Genomic DNA, 18,583 nt, shown 5'->3' with positions numbered 1-18,583 from the left:
TGATTCACTTGAATAATTCTTCGATGCTAGGCTCGGCTATTTTACCTTCCTCCATCAATTTTACCTCTCTTAAACCGCTGGTAATCGAATCTTTGAATTTCTGTTTTTGCAAGTCCTTCTGCATTTTCTTCCAGACTTTAATAGGGAGCAGAACATGTGTTCTTTCACCATGCTCATCTGTCAAAAACTGCACGTTCATAGCTTTCGCCTGATTATCAGTTTTTAAGAAATTTTCCGATTTCTAATTTGGCAAAATTCGTTAAATTGAATTACAAAACGTAGTAAATTTGAATTTTATAGCCTCACCAAGATACAATGGAATCCAAAACACTTCACTTCCTTTCACAACTAGCCGAAAACAACAACAGAGATTGGTTCCTGCAAAATAGACAAGATTACGACGCTGCGAAAGGCGATTTGGAAAAACTGATTGCCTATGTCATTGAAGAAGTCGGCAAGTTTCAGGATCTGGGAAATTTGCAGGTTAAAGAGTGCATTTACAGAATCAACCGCGATATCCGGTTCTCAAAAAATAAAACACCCTACAAAAATAACCTAAGCGCCGGCATCGGTCCGGGCGGTAAAAAAGCGGGGAAGATTGATTATTATCTGCAAATCCAGCCGGGCAACAAGACGTTCTTAGGCGGCGGAATGTGGGAAACCACGCCTGAGCAGCTTGCAAGGTTTCGACAGGAAATCGATTATAATGCGGATGAATTGAAGCAAATCATTCATGACCAGGAATTTCATGCATATTTCCCGACCATTGAAGGTGAGGCCTTGAAAACGACACCAAAAGGCTACGCAAAAGACCATCCGGAAATCGAGCTGCTCAAACAAAAGCAACTTTTTTTCTCGCACAATTACACCGATAAAGAGGTGACTTCCAAAGACTTTGGGAAAATGGTCGTAAAAGGGATATCCATTCTTAAACCTTTTACGGACTATATGAATTATGTTATATATGAACAGCCTGCGGAGTCCTGATTGTCGTAAGTTCTAATCCCCGTTTCCCATTCCAAATCCTATAATATGCAATTTTCCCATTTGCACTGCCACACGCAATTTTCCCTTTTGGACGGTGCGGCTGATATAAAAAAGCTTTTCAAGAAAGCAAAAGAAGACAACATGCCTGCTGTCGCGATCACGGATCATGGCAACATGTTTGGCGTGTTCGAATTTGTTGCTGAGGGCAATAAACAAGGCATTAAGCCGATTGTAGGATGCGAATTTTATGTTGTTGAGGATCGGCATATCAGGCAGTTTACGAAGGATAAAAAGGACGTTCGGCACCATCAGCTGCTTTTGGCGAAAGATGAAATTGGCTATAAAAATCTTGTCAAAATGTGTTCGCTCGGGTTTATAGAGGGGATGTATGGCAAGTATCCGCGGATTGATAAAGAACTGATTGTCAAATATCATAAAGGCTTAATTGCGACGACTTGCTGCATTGGGGCCATCATTCCCAAAACGATCATTCGGAAAGGGGAAGAAGAGGCAGAGAAGGAATTCAAATGGTGGCTGGATCTTTTCGGGGACGACTTTTATGTGGAGTTGCAGCGCCACGAAATTCGCGATCAATACATTGTAAATGAAGTTCTTGTAAGATTTGCAAGGAAATATAATGTGAAAATCATTGCTTCCAATGATTCGCACTATGTCGATCAGGAAGACTGGAATGCGCATGATATTTTGCTGTGTATCAACACGGGAGACAAGCAAAGCACGCCATCTGCAAAGGATTTTGATGATGACAAAGGCATTCCCAAAGGCTCGCGTTTCGCGTTTTTTAATGATCAGTTTTATTTCAAAAATACAAGTGAAATGATGAAGCTGTTCAACGACTTACCCGAGTCGCTGGACAACACCAATGAGATCGTTGACAAAATAAAAGCGCTGGATCTTCGCAAGGACATTCTGCTGCCCAACTTCCCAATCCCCGAGGAATTCAAGACGCACACGCTGTCGGATATGGCTGGTAAAAAGGAACTTACGGCCGATGTGTTAAACCAGTGGGAATATTTAAAGCACATTACATTTGAAGGCGCGAAGTTTAAATACGGCACCATAACGCCCGAAATTGAAGATCGGCTTAATTTTGAATTGCAGACAATCCGGAACATGGGTTTTCCGGGTTACTTCCTTATTGTTGCCGACTTTATTGATGCCGGCCGTAAAATGGGCGTTTTCATTGGCCCAGGCCGTGGTTCTGCTGCTGGTTCTGTGGTTGCCTATTGCACCGGGATTACCAACATTGATCCCATTAAATACGATCTGCTTTTCGAACGTTTCCTGAATCCCGATCGTATTTCACTTCCTGATATTGACACGGATTTTGATGATGAAGGTCGTCAGAAGGTGATTGATTATGTTGTTAAAAAATATGGTTACAACCAGGTCGCGCAAATTGTTACTTATGGCACAATGGCCGCGAAATCGGCAATTAAGGATGTGGCCCGCGTGATGGATTTGCCTTTGATCGAGGCGAATGCGCTTGCAAAGCTGGTTCCGGACAAGCCTACCTATAATATGACGCTCAACCGCATCTTCACAGCGCCGCTGGAAGGAGAGGGGAGTTTGACCAAAAAAGAAGGAATTGCGCCCGAAGAGCTTGATAATGTGAAGAAAATGCGCGCCATAGCACAGGGTAACGACTTGCAGGCGAGTGTGTTACAAGAAGCCAGAAGGCTGGAAGGAACGGTGCGGAACACAGGCATTCACGCCGCCGGGATCATCATTGCGCCCAGTGACTTGACCGAAATTATCCCGGTAAGCACATCCAAGGACTCTGATTTTTTGATCACCCAATATCAGGGAAAGATCATTGAGGACGCCGGGGTTATTAAAATGGACTTTTTGGGTCTGCGAAACCTGACCATTATTAAGGAAGCGTTGCGGCTCATCAAGCAAAATCATAATGTCGACATTGTCATTGACGACATTCCGCTGGACGATCCAAAAGTGTTCGAATTGTTCCAAAAAGGCGAAACCAATGCGATTTTCCAGTTTGAATCCGATGGGATGAAGAAGCACATGCGCGACCTGATTCCTGATCGTTTCGAGCATTTGATCGCCATGAATGCACTTTATCGTCCGGGTCCGATCGCTTACATTCCGAACTTTATCAGAAGAAAGAATGGCCAGGAGGAAATCACTTACGATTTGCCGGAACTGGAAGAATATCTAGCTGATACTTACGGAATTACGGTTTATCAGGAGCAAGTAATGCTTTTGTCCCAAAAGCTGGGTGGCTTCACGAAAGGACAAGCCGACACATTGCGTAAAGCAATGGGTAAGAAGCAGATAGAGACGCTGAATAAAATGAAGGGCGACTTCATGAAAGGAGGCGCAGAGAAAGGATTGGACGCTAAAAAGCTCGAAAAAATCTGGACGGACTGGGAAGCATTTGCGTCTTACGCGTTTAACAAATCACACTCAACATGTTATGCTTTCGTCGCTTATCAAACGGCTTATCTGAAAGCGCATTACACGGCGGAATATATGTCAGCCGTGTTAACAAGCTCGCTGGGCAACATTGAGAAGATTACATTCTTTATGGAAGAGTGTAAAGCGCAGGGTTTGAAAGTTTTAGGGCCAGACATTAATGAGTCGGATCGGCAGTTCAATGCCAATAAAAAACATGAAATTCGTTTTGGACTGGCGGGAGTGAAAGGGAGCGGCGACGCGGCAGTGGAATCAATCATTGAGGAAAGAAATCAGAATGGTCCGTTCAAGGATATTTTTGACTTTATGACGCGGGTTAACCTTCGCACAGTCAATAAGAAAACTATTGAAAGTCTGGCCTATGCGGGTGGATTTGACTGTTTTCCTGAATATCACCGGGCGCAATATTTTGCAACGGATGCAAATGATAACCTTACTTTTATTGAAAAGCTGATTCGTTACGCCAACAAAGCACAAGGTGGCGGCGTGGTTGATTTGTTTAGTCATTCAGGTGGCGGGGCTGAAATTGCAAAACCAAAAGCGCCCGATGTTATGGCTTGGGACGATCTTGCAAAACTTCGTTATGAGCAGGAAGTCGTCGGTTTCTATATTTCGGGCCACCCGCTGGATACATTCCGGGTGGAGCTGGACAATTTCTGCAATTGCACGGTCGATAAGGTGATGGAGATTGGGGAGAATGAAAAAGCTCCGAAATATTTTGGAAAGGAAATCAGTGTGGGCGGCATTGTTACGAGTGCGCAGGAGCGCATGTCGCGCAATGGCAGCTTGTTTATGATCTTCAAAATCGAGGATTACCGCGGCTCGATGGAAATGCTTTTGGGCGGAGAAGATTATATCCGGTTTAAAAATTACTTGCAGATTGGGCAATTCCTTTACATCAAAGGCAAAGTGCAAAATCGCTGGAAACAAGAAGATCAATTTGAATTCAAAATTTCTCAGATTCAACTGCTTACCGAGATCCGCGAGAAAATGTGCCGGAAGATTCGCATTAACCTGACCTTGGACCAGATCGATGCGCAATTCATCCATTTATTGAACGAAACCTTTGGGAATCACCCTGGTGCGTGCGCCGTTAATATGACTGTTATTGACCCCGAAACGCATTTGGAAGTGGAAATGGTGTCCCGCGGTTACAGGGTTGCGCCAACCAACGAATTGTTTAAAGTGCTTAATGGATTTCATGGCGTGAAATTCTTTCTAAACTGACCGGATGACAAGGAAATCAGGAACTTTTAGATAGCAATAATCCTTATTACATCAGATTTATAAAATAACATTAGACATTTTTTCAACATGGGAAAAGCACTTGAAATTACCGATAGCACCTTTGAAGACCTTATTCAGGGAGACAAACCAGTACTTGTAGACTTTTGGGCTGAGTGGTGCGGTCCTTGTAAAATGATCGGACCGGTTGTAGAACAATTGGCTGGCGAATACGAGGGCAAAGCAGTTATTGGTAAAATGGATGTGGATATGAATTCGGCTGTGCCAGCAAAATTTGGCATTCGCAGTATCCCCACATTGATGATTTTTAAAGGCGGACAATTAGTAGACAAAGTTGTAGGCGTTGTGCCAAAAACAACTTTGGAAGATAAATTAAATGCGCAGATCGAAGCTACGGTTTAAATTTTTGCCGGCAAATAATTGAGAGCCTCCGTTCGGAGGCTTTTTTTGTGACTACTTTATAAATGGTATATAATTGTATACTTTTATAATTAGTCACGCACTATGAAATATTCAGAGTTTCATCGTTTGATACGGCGAAATGGGTGGTTGCTTGCCAGAACGCGCGGCAGTCATTGCATTTATAAGAAAGGAAACACAACTTATGCGGTTGCCAATCACGGTTCCAAAGAGATGCCCGAACCTACACGGTTGGCGGCAATCAAGATCATGGGTTTAGATAAAAAACAAGATGAAAATCATTAAGGTAGTCATTGCTCGAAGCAAAGATTTTTTTGGGGCTCATTCCGAAAATGTAAGAGGAATTAATGGCGGCGGAGAGACGATTAAGGAAGTAAAGGAATCGATTTTGGAATGCATTGAAATTATCAAAACTTTTGACGAAAAAAACATTCCTGCCGCATTAAAAGGAGAATACGAAATTGAATGGAAACTGGATGTCGGAAGTTTCTTGACATATTATAAAGGCATTTTCAGCCAAACCGGCATAGCACGTTTAACCGGGATTAACGAGAAGCAACTCAATCACTATGCTTCTGGTTTGAAAAAGCCCCGCCCAGCGCAAGCTAGGCGGATCGAAGCTGCATTGCACCAACTGGGCAGTGAGTTGTTGGCGCTTAAATTATAGCGCGTTTGATCATTCATTAATCTCAATCACAAACTTGGCCTCGAAGGAATCGCCTGCGGCGAGTTTCATAATTCCTTCCTTCGTTTCAAAATTCTGATCCGAATCTGCGTTGTCGGCTAAGCCTAGCCAGGGCTCAATGCAGACGAAGTCGCCGGCGGGCTTTGCCCAAATTCCCAGATATTTGAAATCATCGTAATGCACGGTGATAACTTGTGGAGATTTTGTGCTGCGGAGGCTTACTTGTTTGGAAACTAAGTGTTTGAAAATCAGCGCGTCGTTGTCAAACAAATGTCTGTTCAAATGCAGGACATTAGTGTTTTCTAAAATTGGTTTTGTAGTTTTACCTACTAAGCCGTCTTTTTCCAAAAGCCACGTAGAGTCATTTTCGACTGCGTAAAATTCAAGATAATAATCTTCATAGGCTTCGTCGTCATGGAGCGGACATTGGAACGCCGGGTGCCCTCCCAATGAGAACAACATTTCCGTGTCCCCATGATTAATTACCTTATGATCAACGACTAATTTGTTTGCATCCAGTCTGTAAGTGATCAGAAATTCGAATTCGAATGGATAAATCTTCAATGTTTTGTCGCTGAATTTCAGTCCGAATGTGAGACTATCATCCGTCTCCCCCACAAATTTCACATCAGTGTTATTGCGGATAATGCCGTGACGCGGAACTTCGTATTGCTGGCCTTTATATTTGACAAACCCATTTTTAATCGCGCCAATGACCGGAAATAAAACGGGCGCATGGCTGGGCCAAATGCTCGGATCAGCATTCCATAGAAAATCTTTTCCTGTAACGGTTGATTGGATCTGGGTAAGTTCGGCACCAGTTTCCCGGACAGCAACTTTCAAATATTGGTTTTCAATCGAATGGTTCATTGTTATGCTTCGTTTAAAACTGCTAAAATAATTTCACAAGCCTCTCTAATCTGCGTTTCTGAAATGATTAACGGCGGTGCGATGCGCATGGCATTGTCGCAAAACAAAAACCAGTCCGTAACCAAGCCGCGCTCAATGCAACGGTCAATCGTGTGTTTCAATTTTTCGAAAGATTGCATTTCTGCCGCGAGCATCAAACCTCTTCCCCGGAATTCTTTAATCGCAGGATGCACCAATAATGACTTGAAAAGTGCTCCTTTTTGAATGGCTGAGCCCGGCAAATCTTCTTCCAGTGTGACTTGCAATGCGGCAAGTGAGGAAGCGCAACTGACGGGATGACCGCCGAAAGTGGTGATATGACCCAGGATTGGGTTGTTTTTAAAAACAGCCATGATTTCCTGAGAAGCCATAAATGCGCCAATCGGCATGCCGCCGCCCATTCCTTTGGCACTCAACAAAATATCCGGATAAATGCCAAACTGCTCAAACGCCCAGAACGATCCGGTGCGGCCGTAACCTGTTTGGATTTCATCAAAAATCAGCAAAGCACCAACTTCCGTGCATTTATGTCGCAAAGCAGGAAAATAATCTTCGGAAGGAACGCGAACGCCGGATTCTCCACCGATAACTTCAATGACGACTGCGGCAGTTTTATCGGTAATTCTTTCAAGATCAGGTAAATAGCCGTGATTAATGTGTGTTACGCCCGGCAAGAGCGGACGAAAGTTTCGCTTAAAAAACTCAGCTCCTGCCAGACTAAGCGCACCCTGCGTCGCTCCGTGATATGCATTGAAACAGGATACAAACCCGTCACGTCCGGTAAAACGCTTTGCCAGTTTCATCGCTCCTTCAACTGCCTCTGTGCCTGAATTGGTAAAATAAACATTGTTAATCAGACCATAGGGAGACGGATGTGGCGATTGGAGATTGAGCGTTTTGGTTAATGCTTTGGCCAATTGCACTTGCGCACTTTGCACATATTCGCCGTAAACGAGCAGGTGCATGTGTTTGTCCAATTGCTCATGAACTGCCGCAAGCACCTTCGGATGCCTATGCCCAACATTACTTACGGCAATGCCGGAAATCAGGTCCATATAACTTTTCCCGTCAGGACTATACATGTAAATGCCCTCAGCTTTCTCAATTTCTAATGCAAGCGGATATTCTGAGGTTTGTGCTAGGTGGTCGAAAAAGTGCTGGCGATGTGATATATGCATTCTAAAAGATAAATACTTTTGAAAAGTATTTTATTTATTGAATTGGTAAAATGTATTAAACTTTATATTTCGAAAAACACTGCACTGCCACCAACCCAGGTGAAGTCCTTGTTGTAGCGCACACCGATCATCTCACCGCGACTCAGTCTGCTCAGTCCGATAAGGAGTTCCGGTTTATCACCATTGTCGTTCCAGCCGTACATCATGCGGATTTCACATTTGACCAGGCCGTCCGGTGCTTGAATTACTGGCGCATAGACAACTTTTTTCTGCAAAATGTAATTTTCCGGATCGGGCAGGGAGGTTAGATCGGATTCCTTGATATGCAACTGCACACCTGCGCCTGCAAATGAAAATAAGGGTTTGAGCACATAATTTTCCAAGTCTTGCGGAAAATCACCATTGTAATCACTCACAAATCTCGTTTCTGGAATGTATTCACTTTTGAGAAACGGGATAGAAAATTTGCTGATCCTGAAAAACCAGTTTGGATGCCCAACCCAAGCCACATTTACGTCGTCGGTGAAATGATAACTCGTTTGCAGATCCGGATAATTGAGCAAATCATCAAAAATCAGGCGGTTATAGATGCGTTTTACCTGGATTTTTCGGCCGTCTTTTTCATAATAAAGCGTCCTACCTTCTTTGATTAATTTGGTGTAACAAACCGCTTTAATGCCCAGCATTGCTTCTGTTACTGCAAAATCAATTCTTGTCTTTTGTTTCTCCGGAAAGATTTCAAGCAGGATAACATTCTCGGGATTTTCATCGGCAATGATCAGTTCTTTCAGCTTTTGAATGTAGGCTTCATATGACTCCGATCCAAAACCATAATGAAACTGCTTAGGAATGTCGAAGTGCTTTTTGAACAATTCAGAAAGATAGGCTTGATAACCAAATACAGAAGGAAATCCTTGCAGCTCAATGAGTTGTGGCGTGAAATCGCCCGCCTCGTCTTTGCAAATGGCATAATCAATGGCCAGAAACGATGTGTGACCGTTTTCATTCGGCACGCTTTGGCCAGCGGGAACAGCTCTTTCCGTATTTGAAATGAATTTGGGAAAACGCAATGTCTTTATAATCTCCTTCGAAGCAATGTTAATTTTTTCCAACAAATCTTTTGGCACAAAAACGGGTGTTTCCGCAACGCGAAAATCCAGTTGTCCCGGGAAATCTTCTTCGAACGAATTGACAAACGCTTTGTATTTGCTGTCTGTGAAAGAGCTGTTGAATGCTTCTCGCGCTTGCTTATGCATAGGCAGGCTGAAAATATTTGGTCAATGCATTTTTAAGAAAGGCGGGAATAACCACCGACTCGGTCATCATGATTTTATCGGGATCATTCAAATTTGCGATCATGTCATTGTATTTTGCTTCGCCATGGTTGGCAATGATGCCTGCTTTTTTATCCTCTCGTAAAAAGTAACGCAGCATGCCTTCCGCATCGGCTTCCGGGTGAAACTGCGTTCCAACAATCTCTTTTGAAAACCGAATGGCCATCACAGCTCGCTCCAAACGAACATGAGGCCTTATTTTTTCGAGACAAAGCAGTTTGGCACCCATATTGTCCATCGCAAATTGGTTGGGTTGCGTAACCTGAAAATCGCGCGAATCGACAATCCAAAAAGGATCAGCCAATGCATTAAGCATTGCATCTTTCCTTCCGGAGGCCGTTTTGTGCACAGGAAATGTGCCAAACGACGTCTTTCTTCGTTTGCTCACACCAGCAAGTTGCCAGTGAATGCACGCCATCTGAAACGAATGGCAGATCAGAAAAAGATGCTTTTTTGTCTTGTTATGGCGGTTTAGATTGAACTGGAAAATTTGATCTAAAAAACCAAAAAACCGCTTTTCCCACGCTTCACCAACAGGCGACGGATTTCCCGGGCCGCCAGTAGAAATATAGGCATCGAAGTCCATTCCGGGCACTTCAAGTTTTTGTCTCACATCAAAAATAGTGTAAGTCACGGCCACAGATTCCCGCTCACCAAATGCTGTCACAATCTTTTTAATGCAACGCATTCCCTCATTTTCAAAGCCGTCGTACATGTCCAGAATTGCAATCCGGAAATGCTTTTTGTTATCATTCATTTTATTGAGGCCGTCCGTTAGGAGCTAACCATTAACTGATTATGTATCAAACCAAGGTAAAGTGATTTAACAACCTGGTGGGCTATTAGTTCGTGCCGCGCCGAAAATATAAACATTAAACGAGGCCGATTTTGGTTTCAGCCACAATATAGTCCACCACCGCGCTCATACTGCCAGTTTGTTCAAAAACAGCCAGTTGCCGGTCAGCGCCCGTTCCCATTTCCATAATCTGATGAATGTAATCCACCTCTTTCCTGCTGCCCAGGTCATCAATCACGTCGTCAATGAATTCAAGCAATTCTCCGACAAGATGTTTGTATTCAACTTCTTCCTGTTTTCCAAAGTCTATGAGCTTGCCATGAATTCCGTAGCGCGCAGCACGCCATTTATTTTCATTGATCAGCATGCGGTGATACGGCCTGAATGTCAAGTTCATGCGATGCAATTTGTGAATTTTCGCGACAAGCGCCTGCATGATGGCGGCCAGACAAATGGTCTCATCCGTACGCATGGGCACGTCGCACATGCGGAATTCAATGGTGTCAAAAAATGGGTGAACGCGAATGTCCCACCAGATTTTTTTGCCATTGTCAATGCATTTTGTTTTTACCAGCAGGCTCACATATTCATCATATTCGGCCGCGCTCGAAAAGGAGTCGGGAATTCCGGTTCTTGGGAATTTATCAAAAACCTTTGACCGATAGGATTTGAAACCCGTATTTCGACCGCACCAGAAAGGCGAATTTGTAGACAATGCATAAATATGCGGCAAAAAATACCGGACCGCATTCATGATTTGAATGGCCTCATCGCGGTTTTCAATGCCAACGTGCACGTGCAACCCAAATATCAAATTGCCTCGCGCAACGTCGCGCATTTCGTCAATGATCTCGTCGTAGCGCGGATCAGGCGTGATGAGCTGCTCCACCCAGTCCGCAAAAGGATGCGTTCCGGCAGCTGCAACTTGCAGATTCTGCTTCTCAGCCAGATCCAGGATCATTTTGCGCAAATAAGTAACCTCCTCGCGTGCCTCCTGAATGTTGTGACAAATGTTTGTGCCGACTTCTACAACGGCTTGATGCATTTCGGCTTTCACCCGTTCTTTCAGGGTAATTTTTCCATCCTCGACGAGCTTGGACATGTGCGACCGCAGATTCCGTGTAACCGGATCAATGGTCTGAAATTCTTCCTCAATCCCCAGCGTGAAAGTGGCCATAAGTGCGCGTAAACGAATTAATTAAGGTTTTTTAAGTTTGGAATTTGCTGCTGGAAATTTTGTCGCAGCAGCCTTTTTGGTCGGAATTTTAGGCTCCGGCTCGCTTGGAACGGGTTCCGCGCCTTTGTCTTCGACCAATTTCGATGTTTTCTTAGGTGTAACCGTTTTGACCTTGACTTCCTTGGCAGCAGCAGGTGCAACAATTGGCTCGAAGACAGCAGGCGTCTCGATAGCAGCGGAAGACGTGATTGCTGCGTTCGTTGCAGCTGGAATGCCGAGTGCGTCCTTCACAAATGTTCCCCAAGTTAAGTTAGTCTGGCCAGGAATCGCACGCTGTGCGCGCTCGATCGCCATATTTGCGGCTGCTTCTACAACCCATTCGAAATTGTCACGGCCCACGGAATATATATCCGCGTCGGGAGCTGGATTGCAGAAATCGATCGCAATTGGAATGCCATCCCGCACAGCAAATTCCACTGTGTTGAAATCGTAGCCGAGCGCAATATTCAGTCTGAGCGTGTAATCCTTGATCGTTTCCAAAAGCTTTTCGCCAGCCTCACCTGTCGCCTTCATCTCTGCTGCATAGCGCAGATGATGCGGATTCCTAGGTTCGTAAGGCATGATCAGCACTTCTTTTTGACCAGTGCAATAGCAGCGGAAATAGTCTGTAAACTCGATCTCTTCTTGCAGCATCATCACCAACTGGCCCGTTTCCTCATGCTTATGCCACATATCGTGCGGGTTAACCACTTTGTAAACGCTTTTCCAGCCGCCGCCATCGTGCGGTTTCATGTATGCAGGAAAACCAATATATTGGAAAATCTCTTCCCAAGCCATTGGAAAAGCCAGGTTGCGGAATGACGTTTCCGACGTATTTTCTGGTCGCACTTTTGAAGGCAACAGAACCGTTTTTGGAACAGGAACGCCTATTTTTTCTGCCAATGCATTGTTAAAAAATTTTTCGTCGGCACTCCACCAAAAAGGATTATTGATGACAGCCGTGCCGGAAAGTGCGGCATTTTTCAGGAATGCTCTGTAAAACGGAACGTCTTGTGAAATTCTATCAATTATAACGGCATATTCTGTGGGGTCAGCCTGAACAACTTTGTCAATGGAGACTGCTTCCGCGATAAAACCGCTGTTTTTACTGTTGACTCTTTCAATAAATGCGTTCGGAAAAGTGTTTTCCATTCCAAACAAAATTCCAATCTTTTTCATAATGAGGTTTTTGTTTTGTTTTTATAAAATCCTGGATAAATAGTCAGGAAACATTTTATTCCAAAGCGGCCAGTCGTGTTTTTCCCAGCCGCGAATATCCAGCCAATGTTCAATGCCCTTTTCACCGAGGATCGTTGACATTTTCAAATTGCTATCGAGACAAATATCCCAATCCGAAGTGCCCAACACGATCTTCATATGGCCATAACGCCAGCCCTGCTCGTTGCGCATGAAGTCCATCGGATTATTGAAATAGACGGTGTCATCGTAAAATCCGTCTGTAAAGCTCCGGATGTCAAAAGCCCCGCTCATGCTGATCATGTAAGCAACTTGCTCGGGATGTTTGAATGCAAAATTAGCCGCGTGAAATCCGCCAAAACTACACCCGGCAACGCCTATTTTTTCCACATTGCACGATTGCCTGATAAATGGCACAAGCTCATTGTTCAAAAACTTGTCATATTGAATGTGATTCAACACGCGATATTGCGGGTTCAAATGCTTGGCATACCACGATTCGGCATCAATGGAATCGACACAATAAATCTTGTATTTCCCAGACTCAACCAGCCAGCGAGCCGCCTCGATCAGGCCCATATCCTTGGCCTGATAATATCTTCCGAGTGTTGTGGGGAAGAGTAAAATGGGATATCCCCAGCTTCCGTAGACGAGCATGTCCACTTCCCGGTCCAGGTGATGCGAATAATATTTGATATGCTTCTCTTCCAAACTGCACTGTTTAACGAAATACCATTGATATTGAAATATACAAAACAAATTATCGGAAGCAAATTATCGTGTTTGAATGTTCCTGTGCCCAAAAACGGCTTGCGACGATGCTTTTGAATTAAACTCAGGCTTTTATAACACTCCCGATTGCTCTAACTTGCGCGGCTTATTTATAAAATTATTCTCTTTTACATTTGACCGGGTCCCACGAATCTGTTTTGCAAATCACTAAAAATCTGTTTTCACTATCATTAGAAAGGGAAGTGGTTATTTCCATCATTCCGCCCATCAACTTTAATCCTGACATGGCTTACAAGCTCGTGCTTTTTAATGATGGACAGGATTTTGACCGGCTTCGTATGGAAGCGATTGCGGGAGAAATGCAGCTTGCAAATGAAGTTCCGCCGATGCTCATCGTCGGGATTCACGCAAATGATGAGCGGATTTTTGAATATGGCGTGGCTGCCGAAGCGGATTATGCAGGCCGGGGCAACAAAGCTGGCAGGACAACGAGCTTCGTAGTCAATGAATTGCTCCCGTCTCTTTTGACCGATTATCGAATTCAGGAAGGCATTGTGTATGCGGGTTTCTCGCTTGGTGGATTGATGGCGCTTGATGCAGTCTGGAACAATCCGGAAACCTTCTCAAAAGCAGGCGTTTTCTCCGGCTCGTTATGGTGGCGCAGGACTGCATTGAACGACGGATATCAGCATTATGACCGCATCATGCACGCACACATTGCCAGTTCAGCGAGAAAAAATGGTCTTGGATTCTGGTTTCAATGTGGCTCACTGGACGAATATGATGACCGCGATGGTGACGGCGTCATCGATTCCATTCAGGATACGCTAGAATGCATTGCGGAATTGGAAAAGAAAGGTTATGTCTGGAACCGGGACGTTTTTTACACGGAAATTGAAATGGGGGAGCATAATCCGGAAACCTGGTCAGCGGCTCTTCCCGCATTTTTCAAATGGGCATTAGCCGAATCACAACATTAGAATTTTGCTAAAAAAGCCATTGTGTCCACGGCGTCAGCATAATCATTCAAGGTTGGTTCCTGCGTTTTGCCAAATGCAATGAGGCCGGATGCGTTGAGCGGCGTGTCTGTAACCACACATTGAATCTTTTCCGCCTGTTCTTGTAACGGCTGCTCAATCTTCCCAATCGATTCATAAGTCTCATAATGCAGCACGCTGATGGCTGAAACGAGGGTTTTGCTTTCCGTCAGGATCAAAAAGCCGTTATCGAAATGCGGCACGCGGTTGACGAGAAATATAGACTTGTTGTATTCGTAATTGTTAAAGTATTTATGATGATGCAGATAGGTTTTATCCAGGTCTTGAATGGATTCGTAAAACTTGGTAAAATCATATCCAGCCGGCACGTAAAGCTTGGATACATTCCTGCATCCCAGGCCAAAATATTGCAGCACATCTCTTCCTAATGCACGCAATTCTTCAACACTTTCCTCACCCGAAAGCACCGCCACAGAAGTCCTGTTTTTGCGGATTATGTTTGGTTTTTTGGCAAAATAATAATGAAAATAACGCGCAGTGTTATCACTTCCCGTGGCAATGTAGGCGTCCGCATCATTGAGCCTTTCGACAAACTGAATATAATCGCCAAAAGCCGGTTCGATCTGCACAAGTGTATCCAGCAGCGCATGAATGAGAAACTGATCATCTGAGCTGGGTTTCGCCATTAAAATATGACCGCTCACCAGCACGGAAAGCGCGTCATGGAAGCCAACTGCAGGGATATTTCCAGCCATCACAACGCCAATTTTCTTGGAAGAACCGGGCTCCGGATATTGCGCTGCCCAGGCGGTCAGCTTGTCTGCATTTAAAAATTGCGTCGCAATCGCGCCCAGGGACCGGGCCACATTTTCAGGTGTAAACCAATTGTTTTTGCTGTTGGCGCGCGCGATCCATTCCGCAATTACGGGTTCGTTTTGAGGGTTTGTGATAAATTTTCCAAGATCTATAAATGCATTTATTCGCTCAATTCTTGATATCATTCTAACGGAACTGTAAAAAGTTAAATTACGGTATTCATTTTATTTTTCTGATTGTTGGGAAACTATAAATAGTTATATTTGTTACTCTAGACAGAAGAAATAGCAACAAATATAAACAATCCGGCGATATGGCTATAATGATAACCGATGAATGCATAAATTGTGGGGCGTGTGAGCCAGAATGCCCTAATACAGCAATTTATGAAGGAGGTGTAGAGTGGACTTGGGGGGACGGAACTAGTTTGGATGAGGTGGATTTTGGTGACGGAACCGTGGTTAGCGGTAAAGAAAAACAGTCGCCTGTTTCAGATGAATTTTATTACATTGTTTCCGACAAATGCACCGAGTGTGTTGGCTTCCACGAAGAACCTCAGTGTGCGGCTGTTTGCCCGGTAGATTGCTGCGTGCCTGATCCCGACAATGAAGAAGAACAAGATACATTACTTGCTAAAAAAGCATGGATGCACGGTGAATAGCACCTGCTGACCAAATAAGATTTTGCAGTTGATTGCAAGCCCCGCCACAAGCGGGGCTTTTTTTGTGCCTTTGCTACTCGGAATGTCATTATAATAATAAAATTTCTTATTAAATCCGCTACTTGCTCATTTATAAAATTTTGTATAAATGCGGTTATACAAAATTTAAATTTTGAATGATATTTTGCTCAAAGAGGATATTTATGTTTATAAAACAATAAAAAAGAGTAAAAAATAATGAAAATTGTGTTTTTTTGGATAATTTTTGGCTGGCATATTTGATTAATACAATTTATGTACAATATTTGATTCAACAATTCAGCCGGAAAGTAATATTAACTTAAACAGAATATAATTATGAAAAAAGTCTATTGCACAGTATTATCTTTGATGGTTCCTTTTTTGGGTTTTGCAAAGTCAGATGAGGAGAAAAAAGCTGCCAAAGCGGATACAATAGTTGTTACTGAGGCGAAGGACGAAGAAGAGGCCAAAGGTGCGTTTGCATTTTCCGGTTATCTTGATTCTTATTACATGGCGAATTTCAATAAACCTGCTTCCCGCTCTAACCTTGGCGCAAGGGGAACCGCACGCGTTTTCGACCGCAAATCAGGCCAGTTTTCTTTGGGATTGGTTCAGGCAAAAGTTGCTTACACCAATGCAAAGTCAGAAGCCGTTGTAGACCTTACATTCGGTCCTAATGCAGATTATGGTAACTACGGAAATTTGCTGAGCCCGCTCGACGGAACCAAAACCAGCACGGCACTTGCCATCAAACAGGCTTACTTCACTTACAAATTCACAGATAAGTTTTCCATGACTGCCGGACAGTTTGGAACGCATATCGGGTATGAGGTGATTGACGCGCCTGCTAACTTCAACTATTCGCTATCGAACTTGTTTAACAATGGCCCGTTTTACCATGCTGGTTTGAAAGCCACTTATGCATTCTCGGACAGAGCTTCCTTAATGGTTGGCGTTGTTAACAATGTGGATGCGCTAGGTGATAACAACCGCGCGAAAGGGATTATCAGCCAGCTTTATTTCAAGCCGGTAGAAAACTGGAATGTGTATCTTAACTACATCGGAAGCAACGAAGCAAACACTGACACGCTGGGTAAACAACCAGAAGGTCTTTACCAGGTTTTTGACTTGACGACGAGTTTCCAGATTACTGAGAAATTCCTTCTTGGTCTTAACGCCGCTTACGGAAGCCAAAAAGGAGATTACCAAGGTTATGGAGGTCCAGTTGACACGGAATCATGGGGTGGAGTTGCCGTGTATGCCAACACAGCGATCACTGACAATTTCGGAATCGGAGCGCGTTACGAGTATTTCAACAATGACAATGGAGTTCGTGGACTGTTGACCGCCGCAGGTCTCGGAACAAGCGTTAATTCTGTTACACTTACAGGTAACATCAGCCTTGCCGACGGACACATTCTTGTCAAGCCTGAATTCCGCCTGGATGCCTATCCAAAAGTTAACGGGGCCACGGAATTGCAGCAGTTTGAAGATTCGGACGGTGAATTCACAAAAAACAGCCAAACTACTTTCGGGCTTGCATTTATTTACAAATTTTAATCTTTTATAACATACCTTCTTAATCTACCTATAATAACAATTTACAAAAATGGAAAAACGTAATTTTATCCCACTGATTATCCTGCTCGCAATCAGCATCCTCGGTGCATTTATTCCCAACGTTCCGACGCAGATCGTTACCGAGGGCATTAATTCCGGAGACACAGCATGGCTGCTTGTATCCTCAGCGCTTGTTTTGCTGATGACTCCTGGTTTGGCCTATTTTTACGGCGGAATGGTGAACAACAAAAACGTTATCTCGACAATGCTTCAAAGCTTCATCGCAATGGGCGTTATCAGTGTTCTTTGGGTTGTTATAGGTTTCAGCATCGCATTTGGAGATGACATCGGCGGATTCATCGGAAATCCAATGACTCACTTCATGTTCAAAGGCGTTTTGGACGGCCCGGTTTGGGGAACAATTCCTTTCGCACTTTTCGCAATGTTCCAGATGAAGTTTGCGGTGATTACGCCTGCGCTTGTAACTGGTTCAATGGCTGAGCGTGTTAACTTCCGTTCTTACGTTTTGTTCATTATTTTGTTCTGTATATTCATTTATTCGCCACTTGCTCACATGACATGGCATGCGGATGGCATCCTTTTCAAAATGGGTGTGCTTGACTTCGCTGGTGGAACGGTTGTTCATATGTCTGCGGGCTGGGCTGCATTGGCTGGTGCACTTTATCTGAAAAGACGCAAGTCACTATTGGAAGATCACGTTTTGCCTCCTGCAAACATTCCATTTGTTCTTTTGGGAACAGGCTTACTTTGGTTCGGCTGGTTCGGTTTCAATGCAGGTTCTGCGCTTACAGCTTCTCCTTTGGCGGTTTCTGCTTTCGCCACTACAAATACTGCTGCAGGTGCTGCTGGTCTTTCATGGGTTTTGTTTGATGTTGCAAGAGGCAAAAAAGTTTCAGCGCTTGGTTTCTGTATCGGTGCAGTTGTAGGTCTTGTGGCAATCACGCCTGCTGCTGGTTTCGTAACAGTTCCTGCTTCCCTGTTCATTGGAACAATTGCTGCTGTAATCAGTAACTATGTTGCTCACCTGCGCACACGTTCTACATTGGATGATACATTGGACGTGTTCCCTTGCCACGGTGTAGGCGGTATGGTTGGTATGTTGATGACTGGCGTGTTCGCAACAAGCGGTGTTAACTCACTGGTTACGGATCAAGGTCTTGCTTTCGGCGAAACAACATTGTTTATCAATCACGTGATTGCTTTGGTGGGTGTGTCTGTTTTCGCCTTCGGAGGTTCATTGTTATTGCTTAAAATCACCGACCTTATTTTACCACTGCGTGTATCTGAATTGGATGAGAAAGCTGGACTGGATATCAGTCAGCACGATGAGTTTCTTGTAGAAGCGTAATT

The 18,583-nt window shown here is 44.0% G+C and carries 18 protein-coding genes; 9 read left to right on the top strand and 9 right to left on the bottom strand.

Annotation, left to right across the window (positions count from 1 at the left end):
* Window positions 1-4: 4 nt before the first annotated feature.
* Window positions 5-199 carry a hypothetical protein gene (locus tag LZG73_RS24475; RefSeq protein ID WP_233855350.1) on the bottom strand — a complete coding sequence of 65 codons (195 nt, stop codon included), beginning with the start codon at window positions 197-199 and terminating at the stop codon, window positions 5-7.
* 116 nt (window positions 200-315) lie between these two features.
* Here LZG73_RS24475 and LZG73_RS24470 point away from each other — a divergent pair, with 116 nt between their 5' ends.
* The 5 genes from LZG73_RS24470 to LZG73_RS24455 all read left to right on the top strand — a co-directional run bounded on the left by LZG73_RS24470 (window position 316) and on the right by LZG73_RS24455 (window position 5,776).
* Entirely contained in the window at window positions 316-987 is a 672-nt protein-coding gene (locus tag LZG73_RS24470; RefSeq protein WP_233855348.1) for a DUF2461 domain-containing protein, read from the top strand.
* A 45-nt stretch (window positions 988-1,032) separates the two neighbouring features.
* Window positions 1,033-4,671: a DNA polymerase III subunit alpha gene (dnaE, locus tag LZG73_RS24465; protein ID WP_233855346.1), complete on the top strand. Its 3,639-nt coding sequence runs from the start codon at window positions 1,033-1,035 to the stop codon at window positions 4,669-4,671.
* Between the two features lie 87 nt (window positions 4,672-4,758).
* Window positions 4,759-5,091: a thioredoxin gene (gene trxA, locus LZG73_RS24460; RefSeq protein ID WP_233855344.1), complete on the top strand. Its 333-nt coding sequence runs from the start codon at window positions 4,759-4,761 to the stop codon at window positions 5,089-5,091.
* Window positions 5,092-5,193: 102 nt separating this feature from the next.
* A complete protein-coding gene (locus LZG73_RS25745) occupies window positions 5,194-5,394 on the top strand; it encodes a type II toxin-antitoxin system HicA family toxin (protein ID WP_409014361.1) in 201 nt (66 codons plus the stop codon).
* Entirely contained in the window at window positions 5,381-5,776 is a 396-nt protein-coding gene (locus LZG73_RS24455) for a type II toxin-antitoxin system HicB family antitoxin (protein WP_233855342.1), read from the top strand. Before LZG73_RS25745 ends, LZG73_RS24455 begins: the two co-directional genes overlap by 14 nt.
* Window positions 5,777-5,785: 9 nt before the next feature.
* Here LZG73_RS24455 and LZG73_RS24450 read toward each other — a convergent pair whose 3' ends face one another.
* The 7 genes from LZG73_RS24450 to LZG73_RS24420 all read right to left on the bottom strand — a co-directional run bounded on the left by LZG73_RS24450 (window position 5,786) and on the right by LZG73_RS24420 (window position 13,135).
* Window positions 5,786-6,664, bottom strand: a complete 879-nt coding sequence (locus LZG73_RS24450) for an aldose 1-epimerase family protein (RefSeq protein ID WP_233855340.1) — start codon at window positions 6,662-6,664, stop codon at window positions 5,786-5,788.
* A 2-nt stretch (window positions 6,665-6,666) separates the two neighbouring features.
* Window positions 6,667-7,881 carry an aspartate aminotransferase family protein gene (locus LZG73_RS24445; RefSeq protein ID WP_233855338.1) on the bottom strand — a complete coding sequence of 405 codons (1,215 nt, stop codon included), beginning with the start codon at window positions 7,879-7,881 and terminating at the stop codon, window positions 6,667-6,669.
* Window positions 7,882-7,943: 62 nt separating this feature from the next.
* On the bottom strand, window positions 7,944-9,137 hold the full coding sequence (locus tag LZG73_RS24440; RefSeq protein WP_233855336.1) for a hypothetical protein: 1,194 nt from the start codon (window positions 9,135-9,137) through the stop codon (window positions 7,944-7,946).
* Entirely contained in the window at window positions 9,130-9,972 is an 843-nt protein-coding gene (locus tag LZG73_RS24435) for a type 1 glutamine amidotransferase (RefSeq protein ID WP_233855334.1), read from the bottom strand. The genes LZG73_RS24440 and LZG73_RS24435 overlap by 8 nt, the downstream gene beginning before the upstream one ends.
* Before the next feature lie 115 nt (window positions 9,973-10,087).
* Window positions 10,088-11,188 carry a carboxylate-amine ligase gene (locus tag LZG73_RS24430; protein WP_233855332.1) on the bottom strand — a complete coding sequence of 367 codons (1,101 nt, stop codon included), beginning with the start codon at window positions 11,186-11,188 and terminating at the stop codon, window positions 10,088-10,090.
* Window positions 11,189-11,209: 21 nt separating this feature from the next.
* Entirely contained in the window at window positions 11,210-12,406 is a 1,197-nt protein-coding gene (locus LZG73_RS24425) for a RimK family alpha-L-glutamate ligase (RefSeq protein ID WP_233855330.1), read from the bottom strand.
* Between the two features lie 21 nt (window positions 12,407-12,427).
* Window positions 12,428-13,135 (bottom strand): esterase family protein, encoded by a 708-nt coding sequence (locus tag LZG73_RS24420; RefSeq protein ID WP_233855328.1) that lies wholly within the window; start codon window positions 13,133-13,135, stop codon window positions 12,428-12,430.
* A gap of 218 nt (window positions 13,136-13,353) precedes the next feature.
* Between LZG73_RS24420 and LZG73_RS24415 the strand changes: the two genes are divergently transcribed.
* Window positions 13,354-14,136, top strand: a complete 783-nt coding sequence (locus tag LZG73_RS24415) for an esterase family protein (RefSeq protein ID WP_233855326.1) — start codon at window positions 13,354-13,356, stop codon at window positions 14,134-14,136.
* On the opposite strand, the gene LZG73_RS24410 is transcribed toward LZG73_RS24415, so the two are convergent.
* The gene (locus LZG73_RS24410; protein WP_233855324.1) at window positions 14,133-15,155 is read right to left on the bottom strand and encodes an acyl-CoA reductase; all 1,023 of its coding nucleotides are present in this window, start codon (window positions 15,153-15,155) and stop codon (window positions 14,133-14,135) included. The genes LZG73_RS24415 and LZG73_RS24410 overlap by 4 nt on opposite strands.
* Window positions 15,156-15,283: 128 nt before the next feature.
* Here LZG73_RS24410 and LZG73_RS24405 point away from each other — a divergent pair, with 128 nt between their 5' ends.
* The 3 genes from LZG73_RS24405 (at window position 15,284) to LZG73_RS24395 (ending at window position 18,581) form a co-directional block, all read left to right on the top strand.
* Window positions 15,284-15,631 carry a 4Fe-4S binding protein gene (locus LZG73_RS24405; RefSeq protein WP_233855322.1) on the top strand — a complete coding sequence of 116 codons (348 nt, stop codon included), beginning with the start codon at window positions 15,284-15,286 and terminating at the stop codon, window positions 15,629-15,631.
* A 357-nt stretch (window positions 15,632-15,988) separates the two neighbouring features.
* Window positions 15,989-17,212 carry a porin gene (locus LZG73_RS24400; protein WP_409014360.1) on the top strand — a complete coding sequence of 408 codons (1,224 nt, stop codon included), beginning with the start codon at window positions 15,989-15,991 and terminating at the stop codon, window positions 17,210-17,212.
* Between the two features lie 49 nt (window positions 17,213-17,261).
* Window positions 17,262-18,581, top strand: a complete 1,320-nt coding sequence (locus tag LZG73_RS24395) for an ammonium transporter (protein ID WP_233855320.1) — start codon at window positions 17,262-17,264, stop codon at window positions 18,579-18,581.
* Window positions 18,582-18,583 lie beyond the last annotated feature (2 nt).

The organism is Dyadobacter sp. CY326 (assembly GCF_021390515.1).
Lineage (GTDB): Bacteria > Bacteroidota > Bacteroidia > Cytophagales > Spirosomataceae > Dyadobacter.
This window is presented reverse-complemented; position numbering and strand designations above follow the sequence as displayed.

What these genes read in the sequence shown, in the direction of transcription:
- LZG73_RS24425 (WP_233855330.1), bottom strand. Translation starts at nt 12,406, where the DNA reads ATGAAAAAGATTGGAATTTTGTTTGGAATGGAAAACACTTTTCCGAAC.
- LZG73_RS24395 (WP_233855320.1), top strand. Translation starts at nt 17,262, where the DNA reads ATGGAAAAACGTAATTTTATCCCACTGATTATCCTGCTCGCAATCAGC.
- LZG73_RS24455 (WP_233855342.1), top strand. Translation starts at nt 5,381, where the DNA reads ATGAAAATCATTAAGGTAGTCATTGCTCGAAGCAAAGATTTTTTTGGG.
- LZG73_RS24430 (WP_233855332.1), bottom strand. Translation starts at nt 11,188, where the DNA reads ATGGCCACTTTCACGCTGGGGATTGAGGAAGAATTTCAGACCATTGAT.
- LZG73_RS24435 (WP_233855334.1), bottom strand. Translation starts at nt 9,972, where the DNA reads ATGAATGATAACAAAAAGCATTTCCGGATTGCAATTCTGGACATGTAC.
- LZG73_RS24450 (WP_233855340.1), bottom strand. Translation starts at nt 6,664, where the DNA reads ATGAACCATTCGATTGAAAACCAATATTTGAAAGTTGCTGTCCGGGAA.
- LZG73_RS24405 (WP_233855322.1), top strand. Translation starts at nt 15,284, where the DNA reads ATGGCTATAATGATAACCGATGAATGCATAAATTGTGGGGCGTGTGAG.
- dnaE (WP_233855346.1), top strand. Translation starts at nt 1,033, where the DNA reads ATGCAATTTTCCCATTTGCACTGCCACACGCAATTTTCCCTTTTGGAC.
- LZG73_RS25745 (WP_409014361.1), top strand. Translation starts at nt 5,194, where the DNA reads ATGAAATATTCAGAGTTTCATCGTTTGATACGGCGAAATGGGTGGTTG.
- LZG73_RS24440 (WP_233855336.1), bottom strand. Translation starts at nt 9,137, where the DNA reads ATGCATAAGCAAGCGCGAGAAGCATTCAACAGCTCTTTCACAGACAGC.
- trxA (WP_233855344.1), top strand. Translation starts at nt 4,759, where the DNA reads ATGGGAAAAGCACTTGAAATTACCGATAGCACCTTTGAAGACCTTATT.
- LZG73_RS24410 (WP_233855324.1), bottom strand. Translation starts at nt 15,155, where the DNA reads ATGATATCAAGAATTGAGCGAATAAATGCATTTATAGATCTTGGAAAA.
- LZG73_RS24400 (WP_409014360.1), top strand. Translation starts at nt 15,989, where the DNA reads ATGAAAAAAGTCTATTGCACAGTATTATCTTTGATGGTTCCTTTTTTG.
- LZG73_RS24475 (WP_233855350.1), bottom strand. Translation starts at nt 199, where the DNA reads ATGAACGTGCAGTTTTTGACAGATGAGCATGGTGAAAGAACACATGTT.
- LZG73_RS24445 (WP_233855338.1), bottom strand. Translation starts at nt 7,881, where the DNA reads ATGCATATATCACATCGCCAGCACTTTTTCGACCACCTAGCACAAACC.
- LZG73_RS24470 (WP_233855348.1), top strand. Translation starts at nt 316, where the DNA reads ATGGAATCCAAAACACTTCACTTCCTTTCACAACTAGCCGAAAACAAC.